Raw genomic sequence first — 15,353 nt, 5'->3', positions numbered from 1 at the left:
CCGTCCCCGCGCCGAACGGGCCGGGCGCGGGTGCAGGGACCATTGTCCTATAGCGGGACGACTCCGCCGTCGGCCAAAGTGATGAGCGCGCCGAGGAAATACGCAGAGGCCATGACGGGAGTGATCGTGTCCGCACAGATAACCATTGATCCGGGCCGTTTCAGCCAGTTCGGTGAAGCCACCGGAAGCAGCTTCTGCCTGGTCACGAATTCCGAGCTGGTCGATCGGTTCGAAGTCGCCGAGACGGCTCCCTACCGGGAGTTCCTCACCATCACGCTGGACCGGGGGGACGATTTCACGGACCTCCTCGACAAGAAGATCCCGGAACCCGCGCATGTGCTGGTGATATCCCCCCACAGATTCTTCGAGTCACCGGACCCCGATCTGGTGGGGCAGCGGAAGATCATGGGTATGGCGTGCAACTCGACGCCCACCGGCCTGGACGAGATCCGGCACTTCCTCGGGGTGATGGAGCGGACCTCGGCGGCCGACCAGGCCGCGTTCTGCGACACGTTCTTCGAACTGGCCGAGGACTCCGACCACCTGGTGTACGCGGACCCGGCGCACGGCACCCGCGCCACCCTCGACCACCTGCGCGACGGCCTGGTCTGGAACCAGCAGGCCGGACCGCTGGACTGGGGCGACCAGCAGATCGTCCCGTCCGGTGAGATCAGCGTGCTGCCGGTCGAGATCAGGGAGTTCGACGAGGCCCTGAAGCTGCCGCTGGAGGGCGAGATCACGCTGCGCGGGTACCCGATCCTGCACAACGGCACGCCCTCCTTCTCCCGCACCGACCAGGCCCGCATCCACTCCCGGCTCTGGACGATGCGCGACAACGCGATCAAGGCCGTCGTCGAGGACGGCAGGATCACGCGGCTGGAGGCGCTGGACGCCGGAGCGGCGCCGGCGGTGGCCATGCTGGAGCAGATGTTCGCGATGGACTCCCGCTACCGGATCGTGTGGGAGATCGGCCACGCCCTGAACGTCTCACACGACATCCTGCCCGGGAACCACGCCATGAACGAGGTGTACGGCGGTACGGAAGGCTGCCTGCACTTCGGCCTCGGACTCACTCCGTACACCCAATACCACCTGGACATCATCGTGCCCGGCACCCGCGTGCTGACCAGCAAGGGCGTCGCGGTGATCGGCCACCCGGACCGCCCCACCGTGGAGCGGGTCGTTCCCGTCTCGTAGCGGAGAACGTGCCGCCCGACCCGGCGGGGTGCACGCAAGAAAACAAAACAAACAGGAGGTGACTTCCATGAAGAAGATCAAGGTGCAGAAGAACCGCAACTACCTGGGCACGCTCCTGGGCTGAGTACCGACCCACGGCGGGGCAGGAACCATGCCCCGCCGTGGGGTTCTCACTGTCTTTTCTAGGGAGTGCCCCCGTGCCACCGCTGGAATTCACGACAAGCGACTTCGGTCAGTTCGGCGAGCCGGCCGAGACATTCTGTCTGCTCACGAGCGAACAGTACGGCGAGCCGCTTTCCCTGCTTCCCGGTGCCGGATGTTCCCGCGTGCTCCCCCTGACGCTGCCGCCCGGCGCGCGCCTGGGCGAGACGATTGCGCGGAGCGTTCCCGCGGACGCGCACGTGCTGGCGGTCTGTCCCGGACGATTTCTCGACTCGCCGACCGAGCGGGAACTCGGCGGGCGCAAACTGGCCGTGCTGCCGGCCGGATCCACGCCGCTGACCGACGAGCACATCCGCTACTTCCTGGGCACCGCCGCCCGCACCGACGCCGGGCAACAGGCCCGGGTGGCCGAGGAGTTCTTCGACCTGGTGGGGGAGAGCGGCCGGCTCACGATCGTCGACGACGCCGCCGGCACCGAGGCCGAGTTCGACCACCGGCTCGGCGCGTGCGTATGGAACCAGCAGGCGGGCGTCCTGGAAGCGGGCGACCAGCAGATCTTCCCGCCGGGAAAGCTCAGCGTCACCGCCGCGGAGATCACCACCTTCGCGCCGGACGCCCGGCTGCTCGGCCTCAACGGCGACCTGACCCTGCGCGGCTGGCCCATCGTCCACCGCCACGAGGACCCGGCCGACGGCCCCGAGCAGCAGCGCCTGTTCGAAGCGCTCTCGCCGCTCGTCGCCAACGCCGTCACACTGCACGTCACCGCCGGACGCATCGAGGGCGTCACCCCGCAGACGACGGCGGCGGCCCCGGCCGCCGCAGAGCTGGACAAGCTCCTCACCGACGACCCGCGCTACCGCGTCATCTGGGAACTCGGCTTCGGGATCAACACCACCATGGAGGTCATACCGGCGAACTGCGGCCCCAACGAGGTGTACGGCGCGACCGGCGGCGTCGTCAACCTCGGGCTGGGCGTCACTCCGGCGACGCGCTTCGCCTTGGCCTTCCTCTGCCCCCGCAGCTCGCTGCTGACATCGGACGGGACCGCCGTGCTCGGCGCCCGCAAGGCGATGCGCCGCGGCCGGATGCAGCGTGTCTCCAGCGCCGGCTGCGGCTGCCACTGACCCAAGGAGGAATGCACGCCATGACCACCAACCCCGCACTGCGCGCGAAGGTCGACGCGGTCCTCGACACGTACATCAAAGACTTCTACGAGACGGTCCCGTACGCCCAGCACCAGAAGAACTCCGCCGAGCTGAACCTCGACTACTACAAGCGCCACAACATCGAGACGATCCTGCGGCTGCGCCGCAAGCGGACCGTGGACGCGCTGGCCATCAAGTACTTCACCAAGGTGGACCCGGTGCAGGCCAAGGCGTGGGCGCACTACACCGACGACGAGATGCTGCACGACCGGCTGTTCGCCGCCGACCTCGCCAAGGTCGGGGTCACCAAGGACCAGATCTACTCCACCGAGCCGATGCTCTCCACCAAGCTGCTCACCGGATACCTCCAGTACGGCATGGAGTTCGAGGACAGCCCGCTGGCGCTGATCACCAGCGTGTACTTCGTGGAGTACGTCACCACCCGCACCCAGCCCGAATGGCTGGACAACCTGGGCGAGGTGCTCGGCGAGGAGAACGTCAAGGGCGCCCGCGCCCACGTCAACACCGATCTCGACGACGACCACGACGACTTCGTGTGGCGGGTGCTGTCCACGCTCATCACGTCGGAGGCCGACGAGCAGAAGGTCATGGAGCACCTCGGCCACATCTACTGGCTGTGGAAGCTGTATTTCGTGGAGCTGCACCAGCTCACCGTGGCCGGCAGGAGCGACGCGCAGATCCCGCTGCCCACCGCGGCCGACGTCTGAGCGGGGGCGCGGTGGCCGACGACGACCGTGCGACGCGGCCGGACGGGCGGCGGGGGGTCGAGATACTGACCCTGCCGCCCGGCCGGGACCTGCCGAGTGAGACCGAGAAGCGGATCGTGGACGGCCTGGTCCTCGCCATGCCCGGACTGCGCACCCGCCAGCTCTTCACCCTCCGCCGCGACATGCTGACCAAGGCCGACTACGTCGTCGTCGGGGTGGACCGGGAGCGCGACCGGGTCGTCGCGCTGCTCACCTCGCGGTGGGCGGAGCTGCCGTCGGGGCGGAGCTGTCTGCACATCATGATCCAGTTCGTGGGCGACGCGTACCGCAACGGTGTGGTCTTCCGGCAGAGCTGGGCGGCGCACTTCGCCCGGCTGCTCGCCGACGGCCGCCCGTTCCCCGAGGTGATCGCGCTCAAGACGTACAACCCCGTGGTGCACTGCGCGATGGCGGCGTTCGGCGGTCATCCGGACATCGGCAGGTACCCGGACCTCACGGGCAAGGACGACAGCCTGGCGGCCCTGGCGGCCGAGGTCGCCGAGACACTTGCCCCCGGAGCGGCCTTCGACCCGGCTCGCGGAGTCGTCCCCGGCATCGGCCGCCCGCTCGACCTGTACCGGGAACGGCCGAGGAGCCATGTGCCGGACGCCAACCGGTACTTCGCCGAGCACGCGGAGCCGGGGGACCGGGTGCTGTGCCTGCTGCACGTCCCCACACCGGCGGGGGCCCACTCGATCCTCACGGCGCTCGGGGTGCCGCTGCCCGCGGCGCAGCGCTGAGCCGCACTCGGCCGACCGGGCCCGGCGTCCCCACGGGGCTCCGGGCCCGTCGGCCGTTCCCCATCACCAGGAACCCCAACCACCAGGAACGCGAGGCAGCATGTCTGACGAGACTCCCCTCGGCCTCGCCCTCGACTACTCGCGGGCGCGCGCGGACTTCCTGGCTGCGGCACGGGAAGCAGGCGCACGCCTGCGGACCTTCGTCCTGCCCGGGCACCGCGGGCCCGACGGCGGCGAACTCGGTGTCGACACCGCTTACCTGGGGCCGCCCGACCCGGCGAAGCTGCTGGTGACGGTCTCCGGGACACACGGCATCGAGGGATTCTGCGGTTCGGCCTGCCAGACCCGGGTCCTGCTGCGGGAAGGTGTCGCGCAGGCCGCCGCGGGGCCCGCCACCGGGGTGCTGCTGGTGCACGGCCTCAACCCGTACGGCTTCGCCTACCTGCGGCGCGTCAATGAGGACAACGTCGACCTCAACCGCAACTTCGTCGACCACGGCGCCCCGCCGCACAACGACGCCTACGACGCCGTGCACGGCACGCTGGTGCCGGCGGCGGGCGGCGAGTTCGTCCCCAGCGAACTGGTCGCGCACCTCACCGCACTGCGCGACCGGCTCGGCCCGCAGCGCCTCCAGGAGGCCGTGACCCGGGGCCAGTACCGCCACCCCGACGGCCTGTTCTACGGCGGGCAGGCGCCGGCCTGGTCCCGGCGGGTGTTCGAGACGGTGGTGGCCGAGCAGATGGCGGGCGCGGCCCACGTCGGTTACATCGACCTGCACACCGGGCTCGGCGCACGCGGTGTCGGCGAACCCATCTTCCGCGGCGGCCGTGACGCGGACGCCCACCAGCGGGCCCGACGCTGGTACGGCGAGGCGCTCACCGCCTCGGAACAGGGCACTTCCTCCTCCACACCGATCGTCGGCAACACCGCGACCGCCGTGGCGGACGGCCTCGGCGCGGACAGCCGGCTGACCGCGATCACCCTGGAGTTCGGCACCCAGCCGGGTCCCCAGGTGCTGCTGGCGCTGTGCGCCGACACCTGGCTGCACCGGTACCACGCACCGGCCGACGCCGTGCGCTCGGACCTCAAGCGGCTGATCCGCGATGCCTTCTGCCCCGACGACGCCGAGTGGCGCGGGCGGGTGCTCCAGCGGGCGTGGGAGGTTTTCGACCAGGCCATCGCCGGGCTCGCCGACGACAAGTAGACCGCCGGCCGGACGGCCCGGCCGGGCCGGATGAGCGTCCCACCCGACCCGACCGGGCCGTCCGGCCGTGGCACGTCAGGCCCGGCCGGGCGGATCGATCACCACCTTGGCCTCGATCTCCCGTACCCGCTTGGTGTCCTGGTCGAGGACGTCCTGGTCGGGGGTGGACAGCAGCACCCAGCCGAGCGTGGTGAAGAGGTCTTCGGTCTTGGGCACCCGCGAACCGTTGGGGTAGCGGCAGGCCAGCTTCTGAAACGAGGCCAGCTCGCGCGCCGCGTCGAGCACCTCCGCGTTGCTCATGGTGCCGCTGTTCGCGGCGGAGAGCCAGACCACCCGGGTGGGCTGCACGATCTCGAATCCGGGGGTGAAGGCGGAGTCCAGGTGGTGCCGCACGGCGCGGTCGATCTGGGAGTCCCCGGTCGCCAGCCGCGCGGCCTGCTGCGCGCAGCCCCCGTCGAGGCGCGCCGCGATCTCGATCAGCCGGGGGCCGTCGTCCGTCAGCATGATCTCGGTGTGGGTGCAGCCCGTACGGATGCCGACCGCGTCGGCGACCCGGCGCGTGTAGTCCTCCAGGACGCCGACCAGCGGATCGCCGGGCAGCAGGTAGTCCTCCGCGTCGTAGACCCCGATGCGGTTCCCCCTGGCCGACTTGCTGTACTGGACCACGGCCACCAGCCCCATCACACCGTCGACGGAGTAGGTGTCCACGACGAACTCGGTTCCCGAGGCGAACTCCTGGATCAGAATGCTGTCGTTGACCAGGTCGAACATGTTGACGGAGCCCAGCAGCCGCCGGAAGGAGGGCCGCCAGTCCTCGCCGGCCGCCACCCGGTGCACCCCGTCGGTCCCGCCGCTGCACCGGGGCTTGAGCACCAGCGCCTGTCCCTCCAGGCCGTTCTCCCGCAGCCAGTCGGCCGCCTCCTCCTCGCTCGCGGTGGCGAACGTGCGAAGGTACGGAACGCCCGCCCTCGCCACGGCCTGGGCCATGGGCCACTTGTCACGGCGTGCCGCGGACAGCTCGGGCACATTTCCCGTCCCCGGCGCCAGTTCCTCGACCAGCGCGTCCACGAGCCGGACCGCGGACTCATTGCCGGGGACGACGGCGACCGGATCATAGCCGCGCACGATTCCGGCGAGTTTCGCGAAGTCGCCGTCGTGGAAATGCGTCGCGCAGAAGACCTCCGGCTTCCAGCCGTGCAGATACGACCTCAAAGGCGCCGGTGTGCTGAGCACGGCCACCGGTTCGACTCCCCGCGCCCGAAAGGCGCGGGCGTATTCGGCGGCCTCGGAATAGGGGTCGACCAGGATTACGTGGCGTGGCATCTACTTCCCCTTCTGCGATGGTTCCCGCTGCGTGCACGGTCTTCCGTGGTGCGGATACGGCGCCGCCCTAAGTTCCCGTACGGATCTTCGCGTCGGCTGTTCCGGCATCGCCGAGTCCGCCCTTCTTGTCCACGCCCCCCTCGTCCTCGGCCTTGTCCTTGGGTCCGTCCGACGCGTCGGCCGGCGGACGGACCCCGCCCCATGCGGCGGCGCCGGCGATCAGACCCACGACTCCGCAGCCGATCCACAGCCCTTCCTGGAAGCGGTTCCAGATCATCACTCCGACGAACGGGCCGATCGCGCTGCCGAGTCCGTACAGGGCGTTGGAGGCTCCCAGATAGCGTCCGCGCAGTCCGGGCGGGCCCGCCTGCGCGGGGTAGGCGAAGAACAGGGACGGATAGCCGATGATCTCGCCGAGCGACCAGACGAGGGTGGCGATCACGAGTGCGGCCAGCCCCCACGGCAGGGCGTACATGCTCATGCCGACGCCGGTCAGCAGGACACCGATGATCACGGCGGTGCGGATCCGCCAGCGCTGCACCACCTTGGCGACCAGCAGCTCGCAGGCGATGACGAGGAAGCCGTTGAGTGCGATCATCGCCGCATAGGCCTCGACGCCCAGGTCGAGGTGTTGCACGGTCAGCGGCAGAGCCGAGATGTGCTGGATGTAGATCACGGAGCTGACGAACATCGCCAGCAGGAACAGCAGATAGCGGCGGTCGGCCAGCACCGCCAGGTACGAGGCCCTGGGCGCGTCCCCGCCGTCCCCGGCGCCCGCGTCCGCCGACCCGCTCGTCTCCGGCACGACCCGGTGCGGCAGGGTGGTCGCGGCGACCGCGGAGAAGATCACCACGGCCAGCGCCTCGCCCCAGAACAGGAAGTCCCAGGAGACTTTGACGAGTGCGGCGCCCAGCAGAGGCGCGGCCGTGGTGCCGAGGTTGATCGCCAACCGGCCCATGGCGAAGATCATGACGTGCCGCTCGGCCGGCGTGAGGGAGCTGATCACGCTGGTGGAGGCGGGCTGGTAGGCCATGCTGGCCGCGCCGCTGACGCCGATGACCGCGAGGATGGCCCAGTAGTTGTCCAGGTAGAGGACGCAGGGGAGCAGTACGGCCGACCCCAGCAAGGTGGACACGATCGTCAGCCGCGGCCCGAGCCTGTCGGACATCCAGCCCCCGACCAGCGTCCCGAGCACAGCTCCGCCGCCGTACACACCGAGCGCCGCGCCCGCCTGGGTGCCGGAGAAGCCGCGGTGCGTCAGGTACAGCACCATGAAGACCTGCACGAAGCCGCCCAGCCGGTTGATCATGGTGCCGGCCAGCAGGGACTTCACCGCTGCGGGGGACTCGCGCCAGACCTGCCGCACGCCCGCGTGCTGCTTCCCGGCCCCGTCCGGCGCTTTCGTCGCGTTGTTCTGTGCCATGCAGCTCACTGTGCGGAAGGAGCGCCGACCGCAACAGTGGCAGCACTGACGAGGAACCTCGAATTCCTGCCATGGCCGTACGGCGTGCCCGGCGGACACCGGGGGAGCGGGGCCGGGGCGTGCCGCCGTGCCCGGTCACGGGATTCCTGCCCCGGCGGATCTCCTCGGGAAGCGAACGGTCACGACGCTGATGTCGTCGTGCGGGGGAATGGCCGGGATCCGCCCCCACCGAAAACATCAGGGGGATGATTCCGGCGTTATGATCGCGGTCCCGGCAGCGTTCCCGCGGCCGTCCGAATCCCGTCGCGGAGTGGGCCGATACGGGGCATCCACGGCCGGGGGCGTACCGTCGGCCGGCCCCGCCGACCAGTTTTCCGCAAGATTGCTGGCTGTGCCACGAGGGCGATCCGGCCATAGGACCAGAGTCCTATGGCGTGACTGAAATCGACTGTCTACTATGGCCCTGATCCGGTCGAATTCAGTGTGCTCGGCACCGCTTTGACCAAGTCGCCCGAGTCACTCGGTCATGTGTCACCGTTCTCCATTTGTCCATGGACCGGAAATCCAAGTTCAGTGAATGAAGGCGGGGGTTGGACTGTGGCATCGTTCGGGTGGGGCGGAAATGCGCCGGAGCAGGAACGCATCATCAGCTGGCAGGCTCCGCCGCTGAAATTCGGTGTCGGCGCCACCCGGGAGATCGGCCACGCGTTGCGCACGTCCGGTATCACCTCGGTCCTGTTGGTGACCGACCCCGTCCTGGCCGGCCTCGGACTGCCCGCCCGCGTCGCCAAGCAGATCGAGCAGGAGGGCATCTCGGTCGCGCTGTTCGACCGGGCCCGGGTGGAACCCACCGACGAGAGCTGCGCCGAGGCCGCCCGTGAACTGGCGGACCTCCAGGTGGACGGCTACGTCGGCCTCGGCGGCGGCAGTTCGATCGACACCGCCAAGATGCTGAACCTGCTGCTGACTCACCCCGGCCGCCCGGTACGCGACTACCTGAACGCCCCGATCGGCGCCGGTGCCCCGATTCCCGGCCCGCTCAAGCCGCTCGTCGCGGTGCCCACCACGGCCGGCAGCGGCAGCGAGTGCACCGCCATGGTCGCCCTCGGCGTGGCCGGCCTGAACGTGAAGACCGGGATCAGCGACCTGCGGCTGCTGCCCTCCCTGGCGCTGGTCGACCCGGCGAACACCCTGACACTGCCCCCGGCGGTCACCGCCTCGTCCGGGTACGACGTCCTGACGCACGCCTGCGAGTCCTACACCGCGCGCGCCTACGACCGGCGTCCGCCGTACCCCACGCCGGCGGACCGCCCCCTGTACATCGGCGCCAACCCGATCAGCGACGTATGGGCGGAGCAGGCCCTGGAACTGGTGGGCCGTTACCTCAGGCGGGCCGTACTGAACCCCGCCGACCTGGAAGCCCGTACGGGAATGAGCCGGGCCGCGAGCTTCGCGGGCATGGGATTCGGCAACGCCGGAACCCACATCCCGCACGCCTGCGCCTATCCCATTGCCGGGCTGGTCCGCGACTACCGGCCGGACGGATATGAGGTCGACCACGCCATGGTGCCGCACGGTGCCGCGGTCGTCTCCACCGCGGCGGCGGCGTTCGAGTTCACGTACCCGACCGCGCCGGAACGCCACCTCCGCGCTGCGGAGTTGCTCGGCGCGAACCTCGACGGGGTGACGGCGGCCAACGGTTCGGACGTGCTTCCGGCGACGCTGCTGAGCCTCGTGGCGGACACCGGGGGCTCCGCCGGTCTGGGCGACTTCGGCTACAGCGCCAAGGACGTCCGTGCACTCGTCCAGGGCGCGCTCAAGCAGCAGCGACTGCTGGTGTGCTGCCCGCGCGACGTCGAGGCGCGCGATCTCGAAAGGGTCATCGTCGGCTCGATGACCCGCTGACGGCGAAGCAACGGAAGCGCCCCCACCCCCACCTCCCCTGCCCTCCCCCCCCCGCGTCAAGGAGCTGGATAAATCCGTGAGTCGAGCAGGTGTACCTGAGCACGCGGCTGTCATCGCGGGGAAAAGGATCTCCACCCAGCGGTGGATCGACGTCCTCGATCCGTCGAACGCCCGCCCCTTCGCCCGTGTCGCCCGCTGCGGTCCGGCCGAGGTCGGGTCGGCGGTGGAAGCGGCCCGGCAGGCGTACGAGATGGTCTGGCGGTTCACGACACCGGTGGAGCGCTCCCGGGTCTGCCGGCGCGTCGCCGACGCCCTGCGCGGCGAGCGCGAGGAACTGGCCCGGCTGGAGACCCTGGACACCGGCAAGCCGCTCAGCCAGTCGCTGACGGACGCCGACGTCGCCGCCCGGTACTTCGACTTCTACGCCAACGCGGTGGAGTCCCTCGGTGGTGAAACGATCCAGCAGCGGCCGGACCGGCTGGCCTTCACCCTGCGCGAACCGTACGGCGTGTGCGGGCACATCATCCCGTGGAACTACCCGCTGCAGATCGCCGCACGGACCCTGGCCCCGGCCCTCGCCGCGGGGAACTGCTGTGTCCTCAAGCCCGCCGAGGACGCGCCCCTGACCTCGCTCCGCCTGGCCGGCCTCGTCGAGGAGGCGGGGCTCCCGGCGGGCGTCCTGAACGTCGTGCCGGGCTACGGAGCGGAAGCGGGGGCCGCGCTCGCCGCGCACCCCGGCGTGGACCGCATCGCGTTCACCGGCTCGCGGGAGGTCGGCGAGGCCGTCATGGCCGCCGCCGCGCGGAACATCGTGCCGGTCACGCTCGAACTGGGCGGAAAGTCGCCGCAGGTGGTGCTCCCCGACTACGACGCCGTACGGGCGGTGCCGCAGATCGTGGAGGCGATCACGGAGCACGCCGGGCAGAACTGCAGCGCCGGAAGCCGCCTGCTCGTGCACCGGTCCGTGCACGACGACCTGGTGGCCGCCCTCGCGGAGCGGTTCCGCGCCCTGCGCCTCGGCCCGGGCATCGACGATCCCGACATGGGGCCGCTCATCTCCGCGAAACAGCGCGAGAGGGTCCTCGCCCACCTGGCCGAGGGCCGCCGGGACACCGAGGTCGTCGTCGGCGGCGGAGTGCCCGGCGGAGCGGCGTACGCGGACGGCTTCTACGTGGAGCCCACCCTCCTCGACCGGGTGTCCCCCCGGCACCGCGTCTTCAACGAGGAGATCTTCGGCCCGGTCCTGTGCGTGTCGGTCTTCGACACGCTGGACGAGGCGGTCGCCCTGGCGGAACACACCACGTACGGGCTGGCCGCCGGAGTCTGGACGTCCGACGTGACCACGGCCCACTGGCTCGCCGGGCGATTGCGGGTGGGCCAGGTTTTCGTGAACGACTACGGCGCGGCCGGGGGAGTGGAGTTGCCGTTCGGCGGCTACCGGCGTTCCGGAATCGGTGTGGAAAAGGGGCTGGAGGCGCTGCGCGAATACACGCGGTGCAAAACCGTGGCGATCCACACCCGTATTCCTTCCTGACCCGCTGCCCCGACCCGAAAGCACCGTCCCGGGCCCGGCGGACGAGCCCGAGTTCTGCGGAGGAGACCGAGTCTTACGGAGAAGTGCGATTCGACCCATCCATGTCGGCGGAGGGAATGCACAGAATGTCACGTGTTGCGCGAGGGCCCGTCGCGGAGTTGAGATATCAGCGGTGCTGCGAGTTCTGCGGAGCACCGTCGCGGCCCGTCGCGGCCCTGGTCAAAGCGGTCACCAACGTGTACAAGGCGCTCGGTGAGGCACAGGACGCGCTCGAAGCCCAGGAGCAGTTGATAGAGGACCTGCGGGCGGCCGCGGGACCGTCCCCCTCCGCGGGGGACCGCGCGGCCCGGGCGGCGCTCGACCTCCTGACGGCCCGCGAACGCCAGATTCTGGTGCTCATCTCCCAGGGCAATTCCAATCGCCGCGTCGCCAGGGCGCTCGGGATTTCCGAGAAGACGGTGAAGAACCACCTGTCCGCGGTCTTCACGAAGGCGGGGGTGTCCGACCGTACGCAAGCGGTCGTGCTGGGAATCCGCAGCGGGATCGTATCCCTCGACGAACCCTTCGGCGAGGTGTCGCCGCCCACGGGTTCGCGTGCCGGACTCCCTGCTGATTCAGGTCCACGCTGAGAGTATGCGGGCCGATCCGGCCAGGAAACAGTGTGAAGACTGTCAGAACCCCACGCTTTACTGCCACATTGGGTCCCATGCTGAAGAACGTAGCCGCGGTCCTGCTGGAGAACGTTCATCCATTCGAACTGGGTGTCATATGCGAAGTATTCGGGATCGATCGCAGGGAGGAGGGGCTGCCCGCGTACGACTTCGCACTCGTCGCCGCGGAGTCCCCTTCGGTGCGGGCGGTGCCCGGGTTCACCATCAGCACGCCGTACGGTCTCGACCGGCTGGAGGACGCCGACCTCATCGCCATCCCGGTCGGGGACGACTTCCACACCAGGGACTTCCCGCCCGCCCTGCTGGAAGCCCTGCGCCAAGCGGTGGCCCGCGGCGCCCGGGTGGTGAGTGTCTGCGTCGGCGCCTTCGTCCTGGGCGCCGCCGGACTGCTCGACGACCGGCGCTGCACCACACACTGGCGGTACGCGGAGGCGCTCGCCGAGCGCTACCCCAAGGCCCGGGTCGAACCGGGAGTGCTCTACGTGGACGAGGACCCGATCCTCACCTCGGCCGGTACGTCGGCGGGCATCGACGCCTGCCTCCATCTGGTGCGCAAGCTCCAGGGCAGCGACGTCGCCAACGCCATCGCCCGGCGCATGGTGGTGCCCCCGCACCGGGAAGGCGGCCAGGCCCAGTACATCGAGCGGCCGGTCGCCCACTGCGGGGAGGACGGCGTACGCGAGGTGCTGGTCTGGGCCGAGCAGCACCTGGACCAGGAGATCAGCGTCGAACAGCTGTCGGCGCGGGCCTGTATGTCACCGCGCACCTTCGCCCGCCGGTTCCGGGCGGAGACGGGGACCACCCCCTACCGCTGGCTGCTGGCGCAGCGGGTGCTGAGCGCCCAGCGGCAGCTGGAGAACACGGACGAGACGATGGAGGTGATCGCGGCCCGTACGGGATTCGCCAACGCGGCGGCCCTGCGGTACCAGTTCGTGCGGTCCCTCAACACCACCCCCCACGCGTACCGGCGTGCCTTCCGGGGGCGGTTGCCCGGCACCACCAGGAGATGAGCCCCGCGCGGGGCCCGACAGGAGGACGTGCATGCTGCGCATCGCGGTAGTGGGTGCCACCGGAGCGGTGGGCCGGGAGTGCCTGGCCCTGCTCGACGGCGGGATCGTACCGGTGGAACAGGTGGTGCCCGTCGGCTCGGCGCGCAGCCTCGGCCGGGACCTTGGCCGGGAGCTGGGACTGTCGCTGCCCATGGCGGAACTGGTGACGCTCGACGGCCTGGACCCCCGGGGCCTGGACGTCGCCGTCTTCTCCGCGGGCGCGGAGATCAGCGCCCGCGAGGCGGAGCGGCTGGCTTCGGCCGGGGTGCTGGTCGTCGACAACAGCTCCGCCTTCCGGATGCGCCCCGCCGTCCCCCTCGTCGTACCGCAGGTCAACCCCGGCGTGCTCGACGACCGGCCGGAACCGAACCTCGTGTCCAACCCCAACTGCTCGACCATCCAGCTGGTGCGCGCCCTGAAGCCGCTGCACGAACTGGCCGGCCTGGAGGACGTCGTGGTGGCCACCTACCAGGCGGCGTCCGGCGGCGGAGTGCGCGGCCTGCGGGAACTGGCCGAAGGGTCCAGGGCCGTCCTGGACGACCCCGGCGCGCAGGGCGCCCCCGGTGGGCGCTTCGGGCAGCCGCTGTCCTTCAATCTCGTACCGGAGATAGGACTTCAGGACGACACCGGGCGCACGCATGAGGAGCGCAAGCTCGTCCGCGAACCGCGCAAGATCCTCGGCCTGCCGGACCTGCGGGTGCGCGCCACCGCGGTACGGGTGCCGGTCTTCGACTGCCACTCCGAGGCCGTGCACGTCAGGCTGCGGGAGCCGGTCACGGCCGAGTCCGTAGAGGCGGCCCTGGCCGCGACACCCGGGTTACGGGTCCACGGCCGGTCGCAGAGCCCCTCGTACCCGATGCCCCGTACCGTCTTCGCCCGGCCGGAGGACCGTGCCCTGGTCCACGTCGGGCGCATCCGCGTCGAGCCGGAGGACGACCGGGCGGCGGCGCTCTGGGTGGTCGCCGACAACCTGTGGGTGGGGGCGGCGCTCAACGCGTTGCAGATCGTGGAACTCGCCCTGAAGAACGGGTGGCTCGGATGACGGACCGCCGTACGCCCGGCGGGCGTCCGCTGGTGCTGAAGTTCGGTGGCTCGGCCTTCGCCGACCTCGACGGTTACCACCGGGTGGCCCGGTACGCGGTGCGCCGCGTCACCGAGGAGAAGCGCCCGCTGGTCGTCGTGGCGAGCGCGATGTCCGGGACCACCGGCAGGCTCCAGCAGACCTTGGACGCCCTGGTCGACGCCCCGCCCGCGGACGCCGCCGCGATGCTGCTGACCACCGGCGAGACGGTGAGCGTCGCCCTGCTGGCCGCCGCGTTCGACGCCGAGGGCGTGACCGCCCGCCCGCTCCAGGCGGCGGACACCGGGCTCCTCGCCGCGGGGCCGGGCGACCGGGCGAGACTCGTCTCGGCCGGACCCGAAACGCTGGCCGGGGCCCTGGCCGGCTGCCCGGTCGCGGTCGTCCCCGGCGGCCAGGCGGTCGACGCGGCCGGCCGGACGGTCATGCTGGGCCGCAACAGCTCCGACCTCTCGGCGGTCGCGGTGGCCGCCGCGCTGGGCGCCGGCACCTGCGAACTCTTCTCCGACGTGCCCGGAGTGTGCACCGCTGACCCCTACCTGGTCCCGGAGGCCCGCACCCTCTTCCGGATCAGCTACGAGGGAGCGCGCCGGATGTCCCGGCACGGGGCCAAGGTCGTCCACGAGGGCGCCGTGGACTGGGCGGAGCGCGGAGGAGTGCGGCTGCTGTGCCGTCCCTTTCCGTGGTGCGGGGCCCCGGAGGGCGGGACCGTCGTGGGGACGGGCCCGGAGGCGGCCGCGGTCGTCGTACACCGGAACAGCGACGTGTGGTGCTTCAGGTCCGGGCGGGAACGCCGGGCGGTGGGGGAACGGCTGCGGGGCGAGGGCCTGGCCGTAGCGGAGTTCGACACCGCGGGCGAGGCGTGCCTGACGGTGCCGGCCGGGGCGCGCGACGTGGCCCGGCACCTGCGGGCCGCACGCCGCCTCGACGGCCTGTGCCTGATCACCACGCTGTGGCCGGACGGCAGGACGGAGCACACCGTGGTGCCGTGCGCGGAGGCCGCGGCCGAAGCCCGCCGGTGCCACGCGCTGCTGTATCCGGACTCCGGGGGCACCCCTGGCCCGGCCGTCCCCCCGCCGGCCAAGGCCCGCTCCCCGCACAGCGACGTCCTGGTCGGCCCGGCCCGGCCGTTGCCCACCGAGAACAGGCGGTGAA

Annotated in this window: 13 protein-coding genes; 11 read left to right on the top strand and 2 right to left on the bottom strand. The window is 70.9% G+C overall.

The features are described from left to right. Window positions 1-111 precede the first annotated feature (111 nt). From ACH4FX_RS36210 to ACH4FX_RS36190, 5 genes are all read left to right on the top strand, one after another. The gene (locus ACH4FX_RS36210; protein WP_398485715.1) at window positions 112-1,197 is read left to right on the top strand and encodes a hypothetical protein; all 1,086 of its coding nucleotides are present in this window, start codon (window positions 112-114) and stop codon (window positions 1,195-1,197) included. A gap of 197 nt (window positions 1,198-1,394) precedes the next feature. Continuing rightward, window positions 1,395-2,483, top strand: coding sequence for a hypothetical protein (locus tag ACH4FX_RS36205; RefSeq protein WP_398485714.1), 1,089 nt, complete (start codon window positions 1,395-1,397; stop codon window positions 2,481-2,483). A gap of 20 nt (window positions 2,484-2,503) precedes the next feature. Beyond that, on the top strand, window positions 2,504-3,232 hold the full coding sequence (locus ACH4FX_RS36200; protein WP_398485713.1) for a hypothetical protein: 729 nt from the start codon (window positions 2,504-2,506) through the stop codon (window positions 3,230-3,232). Between the two features lie 11 nt (window positions 3,233-3,243). After that, a complete protein-coding gene (locus tag ACH4FX_RS36195; RefSeq protein ID WP_398485712.1) occupies window positions 3,244-4,011 on the top strand; it encodes a hypothetical protein in 768 nt (255 codons plus the stop codon). Window positions 4,012-4,111: 100 nt separating this feature from the next. Beyond that, window positions 4,112-5,215 carry a M14 family metallopeptidase gene (locus tag ACH4FX_RS36190; protein ID WP_398485711.1) on the top strand — a complete coding sequence of 368 codons (1,104 nt, stop codon included), beginning with the start codon at window positions 4,112-4,114 and terminating at the stop codon, window positions 5,213-5,215. Between the two features lie 75 nt (window positions 5,216-5,290). On the opposite strand, the gene ACH4FX_RS36185 is transcribed toward ACH4FX_RS36190, so the two are convergent. Continuing rightward, window positions 5,291-6,538 carry an ATP-grasp domain-containing protein gene (locus ACH4FX_RS36185; RefSeq protein ID WP_398485710.1) on the bottom strand — a complete coding sequence of 416 codons (1,248 nt, stop codon included), beginning with the start codon at window positions 6,536-6,538 and terminating at the stop codon, window positions 5,291-5,293. Between the two features lie 67 nt (window positions 6,539-6,605). After that, complete coding sequence (locus ACH4FX_RS36180; RefSeq protein ID WP_398485709.1) at window positions 6,606-7,961, bottom strand: MDR family MFS transporter; 1,356 nt, start codon at window positions 7,959-7,961, stop codon at window positions 6,606-6,608. A 597-nt stretch (window positions 7,962-8,558) separates the two neighbouring features. On the opposite strand from ACH4FX_RS36180, the gene ACH4FX_RS36175 reads away from it, so the two are divergent. From ACH4FX_RS36175 to ACH4FX_RS36150, 6 genes are all read left to right on the top strand, one after another. Continuing rightward, window positions 8,559-9,866: a hydroxyacid-oxoacid transhydrogenase gene (locus ACH4FX_RS36175; protein ID WP_398485708.1), complete on the top strand. Its 1,308-nt coding sequence runs from the start codon at window positions 8,559-8,561 to the stop codon at window positions 9,864-9,866. A gap of 76 nt (window positions 9,867-9,942) precedes the next feature. Beyond that, window positions 9,943-11,400: an aldehyde dehydrogenase family protein gene (locus ACH4FX_RS36170; RefSeq protein ID WP_398485707.1), complete on the top strand. Its 1,458-nt coding sequence runs from the start codon at window positions 9,943-9,945 to the stop codon at window positions 11,398-11,400. 236 nt (window positions 11,401-11,636) lie between these two features. Continuing rightward, complete coding sequence (locus tag ACH4FX_RS36165) at window positions 11,637-12,029, top strand: LuxR C-terminal-related transcriptional regulator (protein WP_398485706.1); 393 nt, start codon at window positions 11,637-11,639, stop codon at window positions 12,027-12,029. Window positions 12,030-12,106: 77 nt separating this feature from the next. Further along, on the top strand, window positions 12,107-13,081 hold the full coding sequence (locus tag ACH4FX_RS36160; RefSeq protein ID WP_398485705.1) for a GlxA family transcriptional regulator: 975 nt from the start codon (window positions 12,107-12,109) through the stop codon (window positions 13,079-13,081). 31 nt (window positions 13,082-13,112) lie between these two features. After that, a complete protein-coding gene (locus ACH4FX_RS36155; protein WP_398485704.1) occupies window positions 13,113-14,162 on the top strand; it encodes an aspartate-semialdehyde dehydrogenase in 1,050 nt (349 codons plus the stop codon). After that, window positions 14,159-15,352, top strand: a complete 1,194-nt coding sequence (locus ACH4FX_RS36150) for an aspartate kinase (protein ID WP_398485703.1) — start codon at window positions 14,159-14,161, stop codon at window positions 15,350-15,352. Before ACH4FX_RS36155 ends, ACH4FX_RS36150 begins: the two co-directional genes overlap by 4 nt. The last annotated feature ends 1 nt before the right edge of the window (window position 15,353 follow it).

The sequence above is a fragment of the Streptomyces sp. NPDC018019 genome, assembly GCF_044327805.1.
In the GTDB taxonomy this organism is placed as follows: Bacteria; Actinomycetota; Actinomycetes; order Streptomycetales; family Streptomycetaceae; genus Streptomyces.
Note: the sequence above shows the minus strand (reverse complement) of the source record. Positions and strands in the feature narration are given on the sequence as shown.

Bases quoted from the DNA above. Each gene is read 5' to 3' on its own strand.
- ACH4FX_RS36200 (WP_398485713.1), top strand. From the start codon at position 2,504: ATGACCACCAACCCCGCACTGCGCGCGAAGGTCGACGCGGTCCTCGAC.
- ACH4FX_RS36150 (WP_398485703.1), top strand. From the start codon at position 14,159: ATGACGGACCGCCGTACGCCCGGCGGGCGTCCGCTGGTGCTGAAGTTC.
- ACH4FX_RS36180 (WP_398485709.1), bottom strand. From the start codon at position 7,961: ATGGCACAGAACAACGCGACGAAAGCGCCGGACGGGGCCGGGAAGCAG.
- ACH4FX_RS36155 (WP_398485704.1), top strand. From the start codon at position 13,113: ATGCTGCGCATCGCGGTAGTGGGTGCCACCGGAGCGGTGGGCCGGGAG.
- ACH4FX_RS36190 (WP_398485711.1), top strand. From the start codon at position 4,112: ATGTCTGACGAGACTCCCCTCGGCCTCGCCCTCGACTACTCGCGGGCG.
- ACH4FX_RS36160 (WP_398485705.1), top strand. From the start codon at position 12,107: ATGCTGAAGAACGTAGCCGCGGTCCTGCTGGAGAACGTTCATCCATTC.
- ACH4FX_RS36210 (WP_398485715.1), top strand. From the start codon at position 112: ATGACGGGAGTGATCGTGTCCGCACAGATAACCATTGATCCGGGCCGT.
- ACH4FX_RS36185 (WP_398485710.1), bottom strand. From the start codon at position 6,538: ATGCCACGCCACGTAATCCTGGTCGACCCCTATTCCGAGGCCGCCGAA.